This is a genomic window from Dinoroseobacter sp. S124A (assembly GCF_049801015.1).
Classification (GTDB): Bacteria; Pseudomonadota; Alphaproteobacteria; order Rhodobacterales; family Rhodobacteraceae; genus Dinoroseobacter.
Genome location: NZ_JBNAGD010000004.1, coordinates 245,252 through 265,201, shown reverse-complemented (window position 1 = coordinate 265,201; position 19,950 = coordinate 245,252). Strand labels below are relative to the sequence as shown.

The window sequence follows — 19,950 nt, the reverse complement described above, 5'->3', positions numbered from 1 at the left end:
CCAGTCCGCCGGAACCACAAAGCGGCGCAGAGTACCTGCGCCGCCGTGATTGGTGAGGTCATGCCGCCCGGGATCTGCGCCCCGGAGCGGGATCAGCCGGTCTTGCGTCGCCGCGCCACCGCCAGGGATCCCAGTCCCAATGCCAGAAGCGGCAAAGCGCCCGGCAACGGGATCGGCACAAGCGCCGTGAGTGTGAAGGAGCTCAGAACAGGGTCAGGTCCCAGGGTTGCCGCACCAATGAAGCCGAACGGGTCGGCGCCGTAATCGTTGACCGGATCGATATCCTCGATCACGACAACGAATTTGCCCGACGGGATGGCGATATTGCCCGCCGCCACATCGAACAGGATCTCGATGGTCGTATCCGTGGTGACCAAGTCCGTGGCGATGCCGGACAGACTGCTGGTCGTGGAAGGCACTGCGTAGGTCACAGAGAAATCACCGGCATCGAACGGGTCGAACCCGGTGACAGTGACGACCTCGAACGGGCCAAACGAGGCCCCGATCCCAAGGAAAGAGGCCGGGATCATCCCGCCCGCGATGATATCCGCCGCCCCTGTGGCGCTGACGATTTCTGACCCGAGCTCGAAATTGCCCAGATCGAGCGTGACCGCCTTGGCGCCCATGCTTGACAGTCCAAGGGCGAGGACCGTCGCTGCGAACACTTGCTTAATCATGATACACTCCTGCGCAGCCCTGCGCGTCTTCCTTGAAAACCTGTCCGGATAACCGGGGCCATCTGTCTATGCCTTGGCATTGAATGTCTCCTGTTATCATAGCAGTTGCGTCGTCTCGTCAAAGTCCGCCGTGCCGAACAGCACAACGATGTCGAAGTCTCCGTCCAGAACCAGATAGGTTGCTGCGGGCCGGTTCACTTCGAGCAAAATTGAGGCAGTGCCGAGATCGAGCGCGTCGTCCCCGTCAAAGCCGAAGATGAAGTCGAACTCGCGCTGACCATTGCTGGTCTCGCTGCCGAACTCGAACACATCCGCGCCGCCTCCGGCGAAGCTCTGGTCGATGCGCCCGCCCAGGGTCTGGAAGATCTCGTCCTCCGAAGACCCGAAGAGAACATCGAACCCGCTGGTCCCCGTCAGCACCGTCGGGCCGCCGGTCTCGTCCACATCGGTGACCGAGATGGTGACATCCTGGGTCACGGTGTCGGTGCCATCGAAGGCGGAAACCGTGACATTGTAGGTGTTGTCCTCCCCGACATCGCCGGGCATCTCGAAATCGGGCGCGGTGATGAAGGACAGCTCGCCCGTATCCGCGTCGATGTTGAACAGAAGCTCATCCGCCCCGCCCGCAATCGCGTAGGTCACATCGTCCGACGCATCCAGATCCGTGGTCGCCACCGTGCCCACCAAACTGGTGTTCTCCGGCAGCGAGAACGCATCGCTCGAAACGAAGACCGGCGCGTCATTGGCCCCGTTGATCGTCACGGTCACCGTCGCGGTATCGCTCCCGCCATTCCCGTCAGAGACAGTGTAGGAGAAGCTGTCCGTATCGCTCTCGCCCACAGCTAGGGCTTCGAACTGATCGTTCGGATCATAATCGAAGCTCCCATCCGCGTTCAGCGTCAACAGAGCGCCCGAGGCCAGCGTGATCTGGGTGCCCACACTGGCGGCCGCGCCATTCACCTGGCTCACCGTCAGCGTGTCGGAGGCGTCCACATCGCTATCCGCACCGGACCCGTTATCCACGAGAACCGATCCGCTCAGCGCGGTGTCTTCATCCGTGCTGACGGCGTCATCCGCGGCGACCGGCGCATCATTCACGCCCTCGATCGTCACGGTGACAGTGGCCATGTCAGAGCCGCCATTCCCGTCAATGATCGTGTAGGTGAAGCTGTCCGTCGCGGTTTCGGTCACGGCCAGGGCCTCGAACTGATCGTTCGGATCGTAGTCAAAGGTTCCATCCGCGTTCAGCGTCAGCAGAGCGCCCGAGGCCAGTGTGATCTGGGTGCCCACCGCAGCGGCAGAGCCGTTGACCTCGGAGACCGTGATCACGTCGGACGCATCCACGTCGCTATCGGGACCGGACCCGTTATCCGCAAAGACCGAACCCATCAGCGCCGTGTCTTCATTGGTGGTCACATCGTCATCCGCGGCGACGGGCGCATCATTGCGACCATCGATCTGGATGAAGACGGTGGCACCGTCGAAGCCCCCATTCCCGTCTGAAACGCGATAGGTGAAGCTGTCCGTTGTGCTCTCGCCGATGGCGAGGCTCTCGAACTGGCCATTGGGATCGTAATCCACCGACCCATCCGCCAGCACCGTCAGCAGCGCGCCGGAGGCCAGGGTGATCTCGGTCCCGACATTGGCGGCAGAGCCGTTGACCTCGGCCACTTCGAGGATGTCCGACGCATCCGGATCGCGGTCGGCCCCATTGCCATTATCGTCAAAGAGGTTGGCCGCCAGCGCCTGATCCTCGTTGGTGGTCAGGTCGTCGCGACGCGCATGGGGCATGTCGTTCACCCCATTGACCGTGACCGTCACGGTGGCCGTATCCGTGCCACCATTTCCGTCAATGACCGTATAGGTGAAGCTATCCGTGTCGCTTTCGCCCACAGCCAGGCTCTCGAACTGGCCGTTCGGATTGTAGTCGAACGTCCCATCCGAGTTGAGCGTGAGCAGAGCCCCGGAGGCCAGTGCGATCTGCATCCCGACATCGGCGGCATTGCCATTGACCTCGGTCACCGTCAGCGGATCCGCGTTCGGGTCGGTGTCATTGTCGAGCACATTGCCCTGAACGGCCGTGTCCTCGTCCGTGGTCACCGGGTCGTCGATGGCCGCAGGGGGAAGGTTGTCGCCCCCGATGGTCACCGTCACCGTCGCCGTATCGCTCGCCCCGCTGCCATCGATGATGGAGTAGGTGAAGCTGTCGGTCTCGCTCTGGCCCGCGCCCAGCATCCCGAAGACCCCGTTGTCATCATAGGCAAAGGTTCCGTCCGCGTTCAGGGTCAGAAGGGCGCCCGAGGCGAGCGTGATCTGCGTGCCGACATTGGCGGCAGAGCCCTCGACCTCGTTGACCGAGATCGTGTCACCGGCGTCCACATCCGTGTCCGGACCATTGCCGTTATCGACCAGAACATTGCCGTTCAGGACATTCGACACAGCCGTGGCGACATCGTCATCCACCGCGTCGGGATCGTCATTCTGGCCGCGGATCAGGACCGTGACATTCGCCCCGTCAAAGCCGCCATTCCCGTCCGAGATCCGGTAGGTGAAGCTGTCCGAAGCGGTATCGCCCTGGGCGAGGCTTTCGAACTGACCATTCGGGTCGTAATCGACCGTCCCGTCCGCCAGCACCGTCAGCAGCGCGCCCGAGGGCAGTGCGATCTGCATCCCGACATTCGCGGCTGAGCCGTTGACCTCGACCAGCTCGATCACGTCGGAGGCATCCGGGTCGCGATCCACCCCTGCCCCGTTATTGGCGAACAGATCGTCCGTCAGGGCCTGATCCTCATTGGTGGTCAGGGTATCCGGGCGGGCGCGCGGTGCGTCATTCACCCCGTCGATATCGATGGTGACGGTCGCCGTATCAGTGCCTCCGTTCCCGTCGCTGATCGTGTAGGTGAAACTGTCCGTGTCGCTCTCGCCCACGGCCAGGCTTTCGAACTGATCATTGGGATCATAGGCAAAGGTGCCATCGGCGTTCAGCGTCAGCAGCGCGCCCGAGGCCAGAGTGATCTGGGTCCCCACGGCGGCGCCATTGCCATTGACCGCCGACACCACCAGCGGATCGGCATCCCCATCGCTGTCATTGCCCAGAACCGCGCCATTGACCGCGCTGTCCTCATCGGTGGTCACGCTGTCATCGACCGCAACCGGGTTGGAGGAGTTGCCCTGGATGGTGAAGGTCACCGTGGCCGTATCGCTCACCCCGCTATCGTCGGTCAGGGTGTAGGTGAAGCTCTCGGTCGCCGTATCGCCGGTCGAGAGCATGAAGAACGCGCCATTGGTGTCATAGGTGAAGGTGCCCGAGGCATTCACCACCAGTAGCGCCCCCGAGCCAAGCGTGATCTGGCTGCCCACATTGGTCGCCTGACCATTGACCGCCGTCACGACGCCGATATCGGACACGTCCGGATCACTGTCCGGTCCGTTGCCGTTATCGTCCTGCAGGTTGCCATTCACGGTGTCGTCTTCGCCGAGGGTGAAGTCGTCATCCTGCGCCACCGGGTCATCATTCAGACCGTTCACTGTCACACGGAGCTGGGCCGTATCCTCACCGCCATTGCCGTCCGAAATCCGGTAGGTGACGATATCGACCGTGCTCTCATTGTCATCGAGACCTTCGAGCGCGCCCGCCGGATCATAGGTATAGGACCCATCCGTCTCGATGATGAAGGTGCCACCCGCACTGCCGGTGACCGACTGGCCCACGGCAAGACTGGAGCCTCCGACCTCGATCACCTCGAGCGCGTCCGTCGTGTCCGGATCGTCGTCATTGGTCAGGACATTGCCGTTGATGGCCGTGGCCTCATCCGTGGTGGCCGTGTCGGTATCAGCGTCCGGCTGGTCATTAGCGCCGTTGATCGTGAGGAGCACCTGCGCCGCGTTGCTGCCGCCATTGCCGTCGATGATCGTGTAGGCAAAGGTCTCTTGCGTGCTTTCACCGAAGGCCAGGTCCTCATAGGCGCCATTGGCATCAAAGCTGTAGCTGCCATCGGCATTCACGGTCAGCAACCCGCCACCCGAAAGCGCGATCTGGTTGCCCACATTCGCGGCCGATCCATTGACCTGGCTGACCTCGATCGTGTCGCCATCCGGGTCACTGTCGACCCCATTGCCATTATCGGCAAAGAGGTTGCCGTTGGAGACCCCGTCCTCACTGGCCGAAACATCGTCATCCTGCGCGACGGGCGACTGGTTCGTGGTCACGATGTTCAGCGTGACCGTCGCCCCGTCCGAGGCAAGCCCGTCCGAGACCGTATAGGTGAAGCTGTCCGACCCGCCGGGGATCGTCGCACTGCTCGGATCGTAATCGAAGCTGCCATTGGCATTCAGCGTCAGCAATGCCCCCGAGGCGAGCGTGATCTCGACACCCACATTTGCGGCTTCGCCGTTCACCTCGGTGACGGTCAGGACATCACCCGTATCCACATCCGTGTCATTGGTCAGGACATTGCCCGACACCACATCCGTGTCGTTGGTGGCAAAGGTATCATCCACGCCCTCGGGGTCGTCATTGTCGCCATCGACCCGGATCCTGACGGTGGCCTGCCCCGATCCGCCATCCCCGTCATCGGCCGTATAGGTGAAGCTGTCGGTGCGGGACTGGAACCGTCCGAGATCCTCAAAGGCGCCGTTGGGGTCGTAGTCGTAGCTGCCATCGGCATTCAGCGTCAAGAGCGCGCCGGAGCCCAGCGTGATCTCCACCCCGACATCGGCCGCCTCCCCGTTGACCTCGGTCACGGTCAGCGCATCGCCCCCCGGATCCGAGTCATTGGTCAGGACATTGCCTGTGGTGGAGGGGCCGTCCTCGCGCACGCTGTCGTTGTTGTCGACCACTTGGGGCGGCGCGTTCTCGACCGTGACCTCGAAGCTGTCCGTTTCGACGGAATTGGCCTCGCCGGCATTGTCATCCACGGTCACGGTGACCGTGAACACGCCTTCGCCCGCATAGGTCTTGTTGAGAACCTGGTTCACATTGGTCGAGTTGAACACCCGTATATCGCCATCTCCGAAGTCGACCGTGAAGGTGCGGTTATCGGTGTCCGGATCCGTCAGGGTGATCGCCCGGTTCAGGTTCTGCCCTTCCTCGAGGGTCTGGTTCGGCCCGGCTTCAAGGCCCGGGGCATCATTGACCGGGTTCACGGTGATCTCGGCGGCCACCACGTCATTCGAGAACACGATCCCGTCCGAGCCCGACCACAGGAAGCTGTCCGGCCCGTTGAAATCCTGCGCGCCGAGATAGACGAGATTGCCCGCCAGAAGGTCCGCACGGCTGATCACCTGATCGACCGAGACCGGCACACCCGAGAGCGTCAAGGTGCCGCCCGTCGGGAAATTCTCGATCCGGATCGCCTGCAGGCTGTTGCCATCGGGATCACTGAAGCCCGCGTCGAAGATCGACGCATCCAGCACAATGGCCGTATCCTCGTCGCCGCTGGCCGAGACCGGCGAGACGATGGGCGCATCATTGCCATAGACCTGCAGCAGGATCTGAGCATTTGCATCCACACCACTGTAGGTGATGACAAATCCGCCTTCGGGCAGGCTCGTGACACTGGGCTGGTTTTGGTTTCCCGAGGTCGTCGTATTGACCAGAATCTGACTGTCGATCCGGGCGCCTGTGCCATCATATTGCTGGGCAAAGACCGCACCCTGGCTGCCATCCGCACCGCCATTATCGGTCCAGGTGATCACGAAGCCGCCCGTATCGAGGGCCGCGATGTCCGGCTCCGATTGCGAGCTCGTGCGGCGGTCATTGACCCGGAACTCCTCGGAGATCGGCGCGCCGCTCACGTCATAGATCTGCGCGAAGATCCCTGTGCTGCTCAGGTCGTTCCGGTCGTCCTGCCAGACGAAGACCAGATCGCCATTGGCAAGCTCGGTGATCTGCGGCGCCACCTGCGAGCCGACCACGGTCGTGTTGACCTGGAACTCGGATCCGACAGCGGCCCCATTGGCGTCAAAGGCCTGCGCGAAGATGCCATTGCTGTTGCCATCACCGGCCGTACCGGAGGTCTGCGAGACATAGGTGACAAGGAAGCCGCCCGTGCTGAGCGCCGTGACCTCCGGCGAGGACTGGGCCCCGCTGGTCTCGATATTGACCACGAATTCCGTCGCGAGCGGATTGCCATTGGTATCGAAGATCCGTGCGGAGATACCCGTGCTGGAGCCGTCGCCGGAGCCCGCCGAACTCTGCGCATTGAAGACAACGACCGTGTTGCCATTGGACAGCGCGGCCACATCGGGCTCGTTCTGGGTCGAGCTGGTGAAGGAGTTGACCTGGGTCTGGCCCCCATTGACCGTGCCATCCGGATTGTAGCGCTGCAGGAAGACACCGTCGCTGGACCCGTCTTCCAAATCATCGGTCCAGACAACCACCCAGCCGCCATCGGCATAGCCGGTCACTTGCGGCTGGAATTGATCATCCGCCGTCGTGGAGTTCACGAGGAACTCATCCGTCACCCCATCGGGCAGGCCTGTGCCATCGCGCGCGATCGGGTTGCCCAGCACGTCAAAGCGCTGCGCGTAGATGCCCTCGCGGTCGCCATCGGCGCCGAAATTCTCCCAGACGACGATGAAGTCACCGCCCGTGCCCGGAAGCTCGGCGACCGAGGGGTTGTCCTGCGTCCCGGTCGAGGTGTTGACCACACGCTCGCCGCCCACGGGCTGCGCCCCATCAGGCGAGGCGGTGATGTTGACCGTGACAATCGCAGGATCCGAGGCCCCGCCATCGCCATCCGTGATCTGCACACGCAGCTGCCGCAGCTCCAGCGGATCATCCGAGATATTGCGATAGGTCAGGTTCTCGACCAGAAGCTCGACAATCGCCACATCCGCGTTCGCATTCAGCAGCAGCTCGAATGGAGCGCCGTTCTGCCCGCCCTGCACGATCTCGCCGACCAGCGTCCCGTTCACCGAGACATCCGTCCCGAGGATCGTGATCCCGTCGGCCTGGCGCAGACCGAGCTGGTCCTGGGTCAGGTCATCGGGCGCGTTGATCTGGTCGATCAGTGGCGCCGAGGAGACGAGGTTCGACACGAGGATCGAACCACCCTCGAAATCCGCGGAATCCGGATCCGAAACGGCCACGGCGCCATTGGCATCGATCAGCTGGGGAACGCCGTTCACATCGTCTTCGATATAATTCACCTCGGCATTCAGACCGTCGAGCACAGGCTCCAGCCCGAAGGAGAAATCTGCCGGATCGCCAAGGATCCGGTGGAAGATCCCGTTGCTGTTGCCATCCCCTGCAGCCCCGGAGGTGGCGGAGGTGTAGGACACTACAAGGTTGCCCCCCGGAAGTGCTGCGATGGAGGACTGGATCTGCGCGCCACTGGTTTCTTCATTGACCAGAACGGCCCCATCAACGCGGTTGCCAGCCGCGTCATACTGCTGAACGAAAACGCCCGAACTGTCGCCATCGGCGCTATTGTCGTCGGTGTAGGAGACCGCGAAGCCGCCCCCGTCCAGTGCAACCACATCCGCTTCGCGCTGGTTAGAATTGACCTGCTCGTTGATCAGGAACTCGCCGTTGATCTTAGTGCCATCAGCCGCGAGCATCTGACCAAAGACGCCAGTCTGCCCGCCCGTGTCATCGCCGGGCGCAGTATAGACGACCACATAGCCGCCGCCCTGCAGCGCCGTAATCGACGGCTCGTTCTGGGCGCCCTCAACCCGGGTATTGACCACGATCGGGCCGCCCACCAGCGAGCCGTCTGCGGCAAACCGTTGGAACAGAATACCGTCGTCACTCACAGGCGCGTTGTCGACACTGCGTTCGACATAGACGATGGCAAAGGTGCCGTCCGCCTGTGTCGCCACGTCGGGGTCTCCGATCCTATTACCCGTTGTCGGAAGCTCGAAACCGACCCCGACCTGTCCGCCCGTCGCGTCGTAGATCTGTCCGTTGATCGTGTCCTGGAACGTCGCGTTGGTCCGGCTCTCGGCAACGACCACGAAATTGCCGTTCTCGAAGGCCGCCATCGCCGGGGTGAAGGGCTGGTTCACCGAGGCGCTGTTGACCACGGTTTCGACACCGACCTCGTCCCCATTTGCGTCATAGACCTGCAGCAGGATCTCGAAGTCATTATTCGGGCTCAGAATGCCGGAATTGTCCTCATAGGCGACCGCAAAGCCACCATTGGCGAGGCCCACAATGACGGGATCGGTCTGAGCACTCTGCACAGTGCTGTTGACCTGGATTTCGCCACCTACCGGGGCTCCGGCGGCATCGTAGCGTTGCAGGAAGATACCGTTGTTATTGTCGCCTGTCGCGTCCTGATTGGTAGAGGTCCAGACGATGACATAGCCGCCATCTGCCAGGCTCGCGATCTGGCTGTCGAACTGGTTGTTGATCGTGAAGCTGTTGGTCTGGCGCTCGGGGCCGATGGCCTCAAGACCGTCGGTCTCGGGAGTGATGGTGACATCAATCACCTCGCGGACAGTCCCGCCCTCCCCATCGGTAATCTGCAGGGCGACCTTGCGCTCGGCCTCCGGGTCATCGGAAGCATTGCCATAGCTCAAGGCTTCGATAACGGTCTCAACCCGCTCGGGCGTGGCATTGGCGTTGAAATCAATCTGCAGCGGGGCTCCGTCGACGCCATCGCTCACGATCGTGCCGATCTCTGTGCCGTCCACACGGACCGATTGGCCAACGACGGAGACCGAGCCGCTCATATCAACGGCAAGCTGATCCTGAGAGGCTTCGTCCGGCGCGGCAAATTGCGACTGCACGGTCGCATTGTCCAGCATGGCAAGCACCAGGTGACCGCCATCGAAATTCGCGGAGTCCGCGTCTCCGAGGGCGATGGCCGGCGCCAGAAGCTGCGGCGCCGCGTTCACATCGGCTTCATCGAAGGTCACCGCACTGGACAGACCCACAAGGATCGGCGCAGCAGAGCCGCCAACACCACCCGAGCTGAAGACCTGCTGGAAGATCCCGGTGCTGCTGCCATCTCCGGCTGAACCGCTGGTGTCCGAGGTCCAGATGATCGTGAAATCCCCATTGGGCAGCGCCACCGCCACCGGCAAGCTCTGCGTGCTGGAGACCTCCGTGTTGACCTGGAACTGACCGTCGATCCGGTTGCCCGTCGCGTCATAAACCTGAGCAAAGATGCCCGACCCGCTGCTATCGAGGCCGCTATCATCCGTCCAGACCACAAGCCAGCCGCCCGTATCCAAGCCGATGGCCTCGGCTTGAAATTGGCTGCTGACGGTGGTTTCGTTGACCCGCACCTGCGGCCCCACGGCGGCCCCGGTCGCGTCATAGCGTTGGAGCTGCGTGCTCCAAACGCTGCCGTCGAGCGCGTTCTGATCCGTCCAAACGATCACGAAGCCGCCATCCGTCAGTGCCGCGATGGAGGAATCCGACTGGCTGCCATCGGTGAAGGTCGGCACGCCGAACTCGCCCCCAATCGGGGTGCCATTCGCCTCGAAGAGCTGGGCAAAGATACCTCCGCCGGACCCGTCACCCGCGCTGCCGCTGGTCTGGGAGGTCCAGCTGATCACATAGCGACCATCGAGCAGCACCGTCACCGAGGGCTCGTTCTGGGTGCTGGAGGTCTGGGTGTTCACGAGGCTGCTGCCCCCTAGGGCGTTGCCCGCAGCGTCAAACCGAGCCTGAAAAACACCGGAGCCGCTGCTATCGCGCGAATTGTTATCCGTGAAAACGGCAATCACCGTGCCATCATCCTGCACCGCGATATCGGTCAGGTCCTGCGTGCCGGGCGTGACATCGTTGACCTGGATCTCGTCCGTGCGCGGTGTGCCATCCGCCTCGAAGAAGCGCAGGTAGCTATTGCTGTCCGCGCTGGAGCTCCAACCGACGACGAACCCGCCGGTCGGCACCCCGGCCACATGCGGGTCATCCTGGGTGAATTGCGTCTCTGTATTGACCAGGAATTCCACGCCCACAGGGTCGCCATTCAAGTCATAGATCTGGGCAAAGACACCCGCGTTCGCATCCGCCACCCGGTCCTGATCCAGAGAGTCCCAGACGACCACGTAGCCGACCTGCACCCCGTTGCTGTCGAAGATTTTCGAGGTTTCCGGCGCGCTTTGCGTATTCTCGCTTGTGGTGTTGACCTGCTCTTCCGAGCCCACGGCAAACTGGGTGCGATCCGTAAAGGGCTCCACCGTGACATTGACGCGGATCGTGTCGGAGGCACCGCCATCGCCATCATTGAGCCGAATGGCGATCTCGCGCTCAGCAGTGGGGTTGCCAGAGGTGTTGGCATAGCCGAGCTGTGCGATCACGCGCTCGATCAGTTCCGGGGTGGCATTCGCGTTGAGGTCCACCACAAAGAGCGCGCCATCCGCGCCATTGGAGCTGATCACACCGACGGAGACGGAATCCACCTCCACCGTATTGCCGACAATGCTCACGCCATTGCCGGTCACCAGACCCAACTGGTCCTGCTCGATGCCCAGACCGGCACCAAGCTGCGCGGCCAGAACATCGCCCGTACCGACAATCCGCCCAACGGAGAGCTGACCGCCGTCGAAATTGGGAGAATCCACATCAACAACCGTCAATGCCCCATCGATTTCAAGCAGTTGCAGGCCGCTATTGACGTCTTCCTCGGCAAAAGAAATCTCGGAAGAGACCCCTTCGACGACCGGGTCAGTCGCGCCTGCAGCCGGCGGAGGCGCGTCGATGATCTTCTGGAAGACACCGGTGCCATTGCCATCCCCGGCCGTTCCGGAGGTCGCGCTGCTCCAAACCACGACAATGGAACCATCGGGCAGTGCCATCAGGTCCGGCTGACTCTGGCTCGAGGCCCCCTCGGAATTGACCACGAAGGACGCGCCCAGCGGAATGCCCAGACCGGAAAAGTTCTGCGCGATGATCGCATTTCCGTTGCCATCCAGCGAGTCGTTATCCGTCCACACCACGGTGAAGGTCCCGTCGGGACGCGCCATCACTTGCGGGTCGGACTGTGTGAAGCGCTCGCTCACATTGACTTGGAACTCACCCAGCCCGTTGCCGGCCGCGTCAAAAACCTGTCCAAAGATATCGGTGCCACTCTGGCCCGGCCCCTGCCAGACCACCACATAGCCACCGTTCAACAAGGTTCCGCCCGGCGGAATCGCGGCCACGTCGGGCAGAAGTTGGCCCCCGATGGTTTCGACATTCACCTGTTGCTCATCGGCGCCAGGCGCGGACCCGTCAATCAGTAGCAACGTGCCCGTGTCATCCAGACGCTGCGAGAAGATGCCGTTGGAATTTCCATCTGCGCCGCCATTGTCTTGCCAGACAACGATGACATCGCCATTGTCGAGCACAGCGGCAGAAACCTCGCGCTGGTTCTGGATGGTGCTGCTGTTGATCTGGAACTCGCCGCCCTCGGGCGTGCCATTGGCCGCGAAGACGCGGCCGAAGACGCCTTCGCGGTTGCCGTCCCCGGCATTGCCGGAGGTTTCGGAATCCCACAGCACCATGAAGCGCCCATTGTCGAGCGCGACAACCTCGGACAAGTCCTGGACGCTCGAGGTCTCTTCATTGACCACGAAATTGGCCCCGATGGGCGCACCGCTGCTGTCAAAAACCTGCGCGACGACTGCGCTGCTCGATCCATCGCGTGCGCCATTGGTGTCCGTGAAGGTCACGACAAAATTGCCGTTGCTCAACCCGGTGATGCTCGGTTCAAACTGGGTGCGGATCGCGATGTCATTGACCTGGAACTCGACCCCGACCGGAGACCCGTTCGCATTATAGACCTGCGCGAAGACGCCGGTTTCAAAGGTCGCGTTCGGGTTGTCCTGGCTCGTTGATGTCCACGCGATGACGTATCCGCCCGTGCTGAGCTCGGCGATGACCGGATTGGACTGATCACGGGTGATGAAGCTGTTGACCTGCTCATCCTCGCCCGTGGCGGGCAGGACCAGATCATTCTCGATCTGCAGAACAGCAGATGCGGAGGTCGAGCCCCCGGACCCGGACACAGAGACATTGAAGGTCTGCGCAGTGCGGTTGATCGCGCCCGTGGTCGCATAGGTGAAGGCCTCGATCAGGGCCTCGATGGCCTCGGCATCCGCAGAGGCGTTCAGATCAATGCCGAGCGCTGATCCGTTCTGCCCATTGCTGGTGGCGTTCACCGTCCCGATCAAGATCCCTTCGTAGCTCACATCCAAGCCGTTGAAGCCGATCTGTCCAGTCCCAGTGCCGATATCGGCCACCGACAGGATATCGACGCTGAGCCCGCCCGAACTGTTGCTGACGGTGACCTGCCCCGAGGCGAAGGTCACACCCGAGGTGTTGGTCAGATTGACCGCCGCATCGAGGCGGAGGGGCGTTGTCAGCAGGTCGGATTCCGCGACACTGCCGAGGATGGTCGGACCAGAACCGTTCTCATCCGCACCGAAATCCGAGAGCTGGAAAACGGGGTTGTTCGAGCCCTGGAAGAAGTTCAGGAAGACGGAATCCGGCTGTGTCTGCCCGCCGGCCCCGTCGGTCAGGGTAAAGCCGATCCCGCGATCTGTGTTCTGGATGTCCCCGGCGATCCCGCCGAAGCTGAAGCCGATGGCCTCAAAGAGCAGGGCCACTTCGGTCGCGGTCGCATTCGCGTTCAGATCGATGGCAAGCGGTACGCCGTTCACACCGTCTTCGGCGCCGCTGATCGTGCCGATCGCCGTCCCGTTGACCGAGACCACAGCGCCCGCGACCGTCACGACACCATTGTCCACCACGGAGAGCTGATCATCCGCAGTTTCGCCCGCGGTGTAGTAGATCCGCAGGGTGCCACCGTCGAAGTTGCCGCCATCCGGATCCACGAGCGACACGCCCGCATCCAGCAAGGCGATCGCCCCGCCAGTCACATCATTGGCGCCGACATTCGAGATCCGCGCAACGTCGGACAGAACCGGCGACGTATCCGCCGTGGGCGTGGCATCGAACACCCGTTGTATGATCGCCCCGCCGGAGCCATCGCCTGCCGTGGAGCTGGCCTCGGAGCGCCAGGACACGATGAGCCCGCCATCGGCCAGACCGAGCGCGGCGCTCTGGCTCTGGGTGCTGGAGAATTCCTGATTGACCTGGAACTCGCCATCAATGCGCACACCATTGGCGTCGTAGCGCTGACCAAAGACGCCCTGCCCTGATCCGTCGCCAGTTGAGGAGGTCCATGTGACCACGAAGCCGCCATCGGCCATGGCCTTCACAGAGGAATTGAACTGGTTCGAGTCCGTGTTGGTGTTGACCCGAAACTCGCCGCCGACCTTCGCGCCCGCATTCGTGTAGATCTGGGCATAGATGCCGTCGAAATTCCCGTCGGCCTCGTCATCGGTCCAGGTGACGACAAATCCGCCCCCGGAAAGACCCGTGATGTCTGCGTCGAACTGATCCTCGAGGGTCGTGGTATTGACGAGGGTCTCTGCGCCCAGCGCGGCACCGCTCGCATCAAAGACACGCAGGTAAACACCGTTGCGATCCCCATCCCCATCGCCGCCCGATGTGGGGCCCGTGAAGACGATCGCATGCCCGGCACTCTGGCCTCCGGCCGTGACCAGCGTCGCGACCTCGGCATCGAACTGATTGCTCTGGGTCTGGTCCACATTGACCGTGACCTCGCCACCGACCGGGGCACCCGTCGCATCGTAGCGTTGGGAGATGATCGCATCCCCACTGCCATCGCCCGCATCGGCATTCCAGACCACGATGAACCCACCATCGGCAAAGGCTGCGACCGAGGCATCGAACTGCTGCGCAGCGACCGTGGTGTTGACCTGGAACTCGCTGCCGACCTGGGTCCCGCTCGCATCATAACGCTGTCCGAAGATACCGTTGTTGAAGAAGCCGGGCTGGTCCTGATTGATGCTCTCCCAGACCACGACGAAGCCGCCATCCGAGGTTGCCGCGACGCTGGGGTCCGTTTGCGCCTGATCGAAGGCCGTGGTGACCTGGAATTCCGGCCCCACGGGCACGCCGTTCGCGTCATAAAGCTGAGCGAAGACGCCAGTACTGCCTTCGACATTCAGGTTGTCCTGACTGGCCGAAGACCAGACAACCACATGGCCGCCACCGGTCAGTTCGGCCAGCACCGGGATCGACTGCTCGCTCTGGGTGTGGGCATTCACACGCATCTCGTCGCCCGCCACGAGCGTGCTGTCAGCGCTCGGCTCAATCGTCAGCTCGATGAACTGTTCCGGCGCGGAATTGCCTTGGGGATCGGTGAGCTGGATCTTGATCCGACGATCCGAGGCGGGGCCGTCCGAGGCGTTCGCATAGGCCAGAGCGCCCATCACCGCCTCGACGGATTCCACCGTGGAATTGCCATTGAACTCAATGGTCAAAGGCTGTCCCGCGGTCCCGTCACTGGTCAGGGTCCCTACCGTGACACCGTCCACCAGAACACTGGTTCCGGAGACCGATACCGCGCCATTGCCAACCGCGTCGGTCAGCAACCCAAGCTCGTCCTGAGCGACTCCATCAATGCCCGGGATCTGATCCAGTAGATCCGCTACCTGATCAATCTCCACTTGGAGCACACCGCCATCATAGTCGGTCGCGTCCAGATCCCCGACCGCGATTGCGCGATCCGCCTCGAGCGCCACGAGGCCCGCATTCGCCTCCGCCTCGGAAATCGTGCGCGTACCTGCCACCCCAATGATCACCGGTGCCTCGTCGAGGTTGAAATCACCCGGAACGCCGTAAATCTGCTGGAAGATACCGCGGTCATTGCCATCCCCGGCATCCCCGGAGGTGACAGAGGACCAGACCACCACAAAGCCACCCCCCGGCAAGGCCACGACCTGACCCTGATCCTGCGAGCTGGCGGTTTCGGAATTGACGATGAAGGATTCGTCAATGCGGCTGCCATCAGCGGCATAGACTTGGGCGATGACGGAGTTCCCGTTCCGGTCCCCATCATTGCTGTTGCTCATATAGCTGACCACAAAGCGCCCATCGGCAAGCACGGTGATGTCAGGCTGGAACTGCGTGCTGGAGGTGAAGCTGTTGACGACAAACTGATCGTCCTCAGGCGCACCTGTCGTGTCGAACTTGCGGGCGATGATCGAAACGCCAGAGCCGTCCAGCGCATTCGAACTATCTTCGAAGGCCACAAGGAACCCGCCATCCGGGGTGCCCACAACCGAGGGCGTGCCCTGCGCATTCAGGGTGATCTCGTTGATCAGGAACTCGCCGGTCGCCGCCGTACCGTCCGCATTGAAGATCCGGCCAAACACCCCGTTGGAGCTGCCATCCCCGGCGCTCCCGGAGGTGGCGCTCGTCCAGACGACGACAAAGCGTCCATCGGCCAATTCTACGATATCGGAGTCGAACTGGCTGCTCGCTATCTCTTCATTGGCAATTGTTTCAGGGCCTTGCGGGACCCCGCTTGCGTCGAAGCGCTGGAAGGCGATGCCGTCTGAACTGCCATCCACATTAAAGGACGTGTAGCTGACCACAAAGCCGGTGCCGAGCGCGGTGATCGCCGGATCGACTTGTGAACTGCTGACATTGGTATTGACGAGAATGTCCCCGGTGATCGCAACGCCGGCAGCGTCGAACAGTTTGGTGAAGACACCGGATCCGTCCCCGGGGCCATTCCCCTCCCAGGAGATCGCGTAGCCGCCATTGCTCAGACCAGTGACCACCGCATCGGCCTGCGAACCGTCAAAGGTCGATGCAACTTGGACTTCGCCGCCAATGTTTGCCCCATCCGCCGCGTAGCGCTGCGCATATATGCCGTTGCCCGATCCATCTTGACCAACGGAGGTCCAGACCACGACCCAACCGCCATCGGCCAGAACCGCGATGCCGGGATCCGACTGGGAGCCGGGAGTGAAGCTATTGACCTGTGTCTCCGCCCCCACCTTGTCGAGCCCGACGAGATCCGGACTTTGGCTCAGATCGATCTCAAACACGAAAGGTGTGGTGGCTCCGCCATCCCCATCCAGAAGGGTCACGGAATAGGTGCGGCTCTCCCGCGGATTGTCGGAGGAGTTCTGATAGGACAGCGCGCCGAGCAGGGTCTCGACCGCCTCGACGGTCGCGCCGGGCAGGAACTCCAGAACAAGGGACGTACCATCGGCTCCATCGGACACGACCGTGGCCACGGCCGTGCCGTTCACGGACAGGGTCGCCCCGGCTTGCGTGATATCGCCCCCAACGGCGACGGTCAGTGCGTCTTGCTCCGGCCCGTCAGGGTCGTTGAACTGCTCCTGCAGGGGTTCGGAGACGATGCGGTTCACCCGCAGCTGCCCCCCGTCCAAATCCGCGGAGTCCAGATCTGTCAGGCTCACCGCTCCTGCGGGGAAGAGCAGCACGCCCCCATTGGCCTCGGCCTCGGTCAGCGCGATATTCGACGCCAGACCCTCGATGGTCGGCGCGGCAGAGGTGTTGATTTCGTTCGGATCGCCAAAGATCTGCTGGAAGATCCCATCGCCGCTGCCATCGCCATTGTCTGAGGTCCACTGGACCACGTAATTGCCGTCGGGCAGTGCCGTCAGCGCAATCTCGTCCTGCGTGCTGGATACGAGCGTGTTGACCAGCACTTCGCCGTCAATCCGAGTACCATCGGCGTCAAACACCTGCGCGATGACATCCGTGCCCGATCCCACATTGGTATCCGCCTCCCAGGCGACGACGAAGCCACCGGTATCGAGACCGATCACCTTGGGGTCACGCTCGTTATTACCGGTGAAGTCGTTGATCCGGAATTCTCCGCCGACCGCGACGCCCTGATCGGTAAAGCGCTGACCATAGATCCCGCCCGAGAAACCATCCTGGTCCTCCGAGCGCCAGACCACGATAATGTCGCCATTGGACAGCGTGGCCACATCCGACTGGGCCTGGGCACCGTCGGCAAATGTATTGACTTGGAACTCGCCGCCCGCCGGGGTGGCATTCGCCTCAAAGATACGGGCCGCGACAGAGAGGCCGCTGCCATCCCCGTCGGCCGGGTTTTTCTGCTCCCAGACCACGGCGAAGCGGCCATTCTCGAGGGCGGTGACCCGCGGGGTGTCCTGGTCCCCATCGGTGAACTCGTTGATCAGGATCTCGCCGCCAACGGCCGCGCCTGCCGCGTTGAAGACCTGCGCCTTCACTGCGTTGAAATCGCCATCCCCGCCGCCGCCGTTGCTGGTCCAGGTGACGACGTAGCCGCCATTGCTCAGCGCGGTGACATGGGGTTCGAATTGCGAGCCAGCCTGATTAGTCGCGACCTGCAACTCCGAAATGGTCTCGACACCATTGGCGTCGAAGCGGCTCAACCGGATGCTGTCGATTGTGTTGTCATCCCAGACAACTACGAAACCGCCATCGTCGAGACCTGCAACGGACGCGTCGGATTGCGAGCCTACAACGGTGGTGTTGATCTGGAACTCATCGCCGACAACCGCACCGCTCGCATCATAGCGCTGCGCAAAGATGCCGATACTACTGTCGCCCGGATTGTCCTGGTTCGTGGAGTTCCAGACAGAGATGTAACCACCATCGGCCAGGGTCGCGATGTCGGAATCGTTCTGGGCCGCGGAAAAGACGGTGTTGACCTGAACCTCGCCGCGGATCTTGGGATCGGCATCCATCTCGGGCGTGATGGTGATGGTCACCACCACCGGATCAGAGGAGGCGCCATCGCCGTCTTCGAGTTGAATGCCCACCACCACGCTGTCGCGCGGATCATCGGACGGATTGGCATAGGTGAGGTTTTCGACAAGGATCTCGACCGCGTCCGCATCCGCATCGCTGTTCAGGGCAATCTCAAGCGGCGCACCGCCCTGCCCGTCGGACACGATTGTCCCGATCACCGTTCCGTCGACAGAGACATCTGTCCCGTTGATCGCCACGGCCCCGGCAGTGTTCAGCCCGAAATTGTCCTGCGCATCCGCGTCCTGATCCGGAAACTCGTCCTCGCTGGCCGATTGCGCGATCGCACCCACGATCAGGCGCCCGCCATCGAAATTGGCGGAATCCATATCCGAGACAGCCGCTGCGCCATCCGCATCGATCAGGATCGGGCCGGCATTGAGATCTGCCTCGAGCAGGGTCCGCTCGGTCGAGACGGCTTCGATTTCCGGCGAGGCGGGGGCGGCCACAAAGGTCTGCGGATCCCCCAGAAGTCGCAGGACAACGCCAGAGCCGTCGCCATCCCCGGACGCCCCAGAGGTAACGCTTGTCCAGGCAGCGGCAATGGTGCCATCGGGCAGAGCCGTAATCACGGGCTGCGTTTGGCCGCCTGCGATCTGCTCGTTGACGATCACTTCACCTGTGGTCGGAGTTCCGGACGCATCGAAGCTGCGCGCGATCACACCCTCCCCGCTGCCATCGCCGGCGGGTCCGCTGGTGCGCGAGGTCCAGACGACGGCAAAGCCCCCGTCAGGGGTTCCGATCACTTCCGGCTGAGACTGCGTGGATTGGGTTTCGACATTGACCTGAAACGCGCCCCCGACGGGCGTCCCATCGCCCGAGAAGAGATGCGCCGAAATCTCGCCAGCCGCGTCGCGGAACACGGCGACAAAGCCCCCGCCAACCAGACCGGCAACCACGGGTTCGGACGAGGTTGCCACGCCGAGCGATGCAAGGGAGGTCTCGGTTCCCACGGCGTTCCCGGAGGTGTCGAACACCTGCAGATACGCCATCGAGCCGCTGATGAACGTGACAACAAACCCGCCCGCAGCGAGATTGTCCGCAGCACCCGATGGCGGGATGGCGGCGACCTCGGCAGCCGTCTGGTTCACCCCTGACTGCGCACCGGTCGTGTTGACGGTGAAAGGCGCGCCAGCCGGCACGCCATTCGCGTCGAAGATCCGGGCGCGAACGTCGTCGTTGAAATCCGCACCGGACCCTTCATCATAGAAGGTCACGACGTAACCGCCCCCAGGCAGCCCGGTCACGGATGGACCGTTCTGGGTCGACGAGAGCGTATCGTTCACGATGACTTCGCCGCCGATGGGCTCTGCGTTCACATCATAGCGCTGCGAGAAGATACCTGTGCCACTGCCATCGGCAGACTCCCAGACAATGACAAAGCCGCCATCCTCCGTCCCCGCGATGGCCGGGTTGCTCTGCGCGCCTGCGCGGGTGTCGTTGACCAGAAACTCGAGCCCGATCCGCTCCCCCTGGGCCGAGAACACCTGGGCGACGATTGCGTTCTGATCCCCATCCTGGCCATCGGATTGCCAAGTCACGACAAACCGACCATCTGCCAGCGTCGTAATTGCCGGAAGGTCCTGATCATCGACAATAAATGCGTTGATGATTTTTTCGGGGGTCAGCGGGGTATTCATGCAGTCGATCCTTTCAGACACGTCGAAAGGAAACGCCACAGGT

At 62.5% G+C, this 19,950-nt stretch carries 2 protein-coding genes; both read right to left on the bottom strand.

The window, feature by feature from the left end; translation table 11 throughout:
* Positions 1–92: 92 nt before the first annotated feature.
* Positions 93–677, bottom strand: coding sequence for a hypothetical protein (locus ACP15I_RS11655; RefSeq protein ID WP_424975212.1), 585 nt, complete (start codon positions 675–677; stop codon positions 93–95).
* 96 nt (positions 678–773) lie between these two features.
* Positions 774–19,907 carry an Ig-like domain-containing protein gene (locus ACP15I_RS11650; protein ID WP_424975211.1) on the bottom strand — a complete coding sequence of 6,378 codons (19,134 nt, stop codon included), beginning with the start codon at positions 19,905–19,907 and terminating at the stop codon, positions 774–776.
* Positions 19,908–19,950 lie beyond the last annotated feature (43 nt).

Coding starts and splice junctions, on each gene's coding strand:
- ACP15I_RS11650 (WP_424975211.1), bottom strand. CDS start 19,907: ATGAATACCCCGCTGACCCCCGAAAAAATCATCAACGCATTTATTGTC.
- ACP15I_RS11655 (WP_424975212.1), bottom strand. CDS start 677: ATGATTAAGCAAGTGTTCGCAGCGACGGTCCTCGCCCTTGGACTGTCA.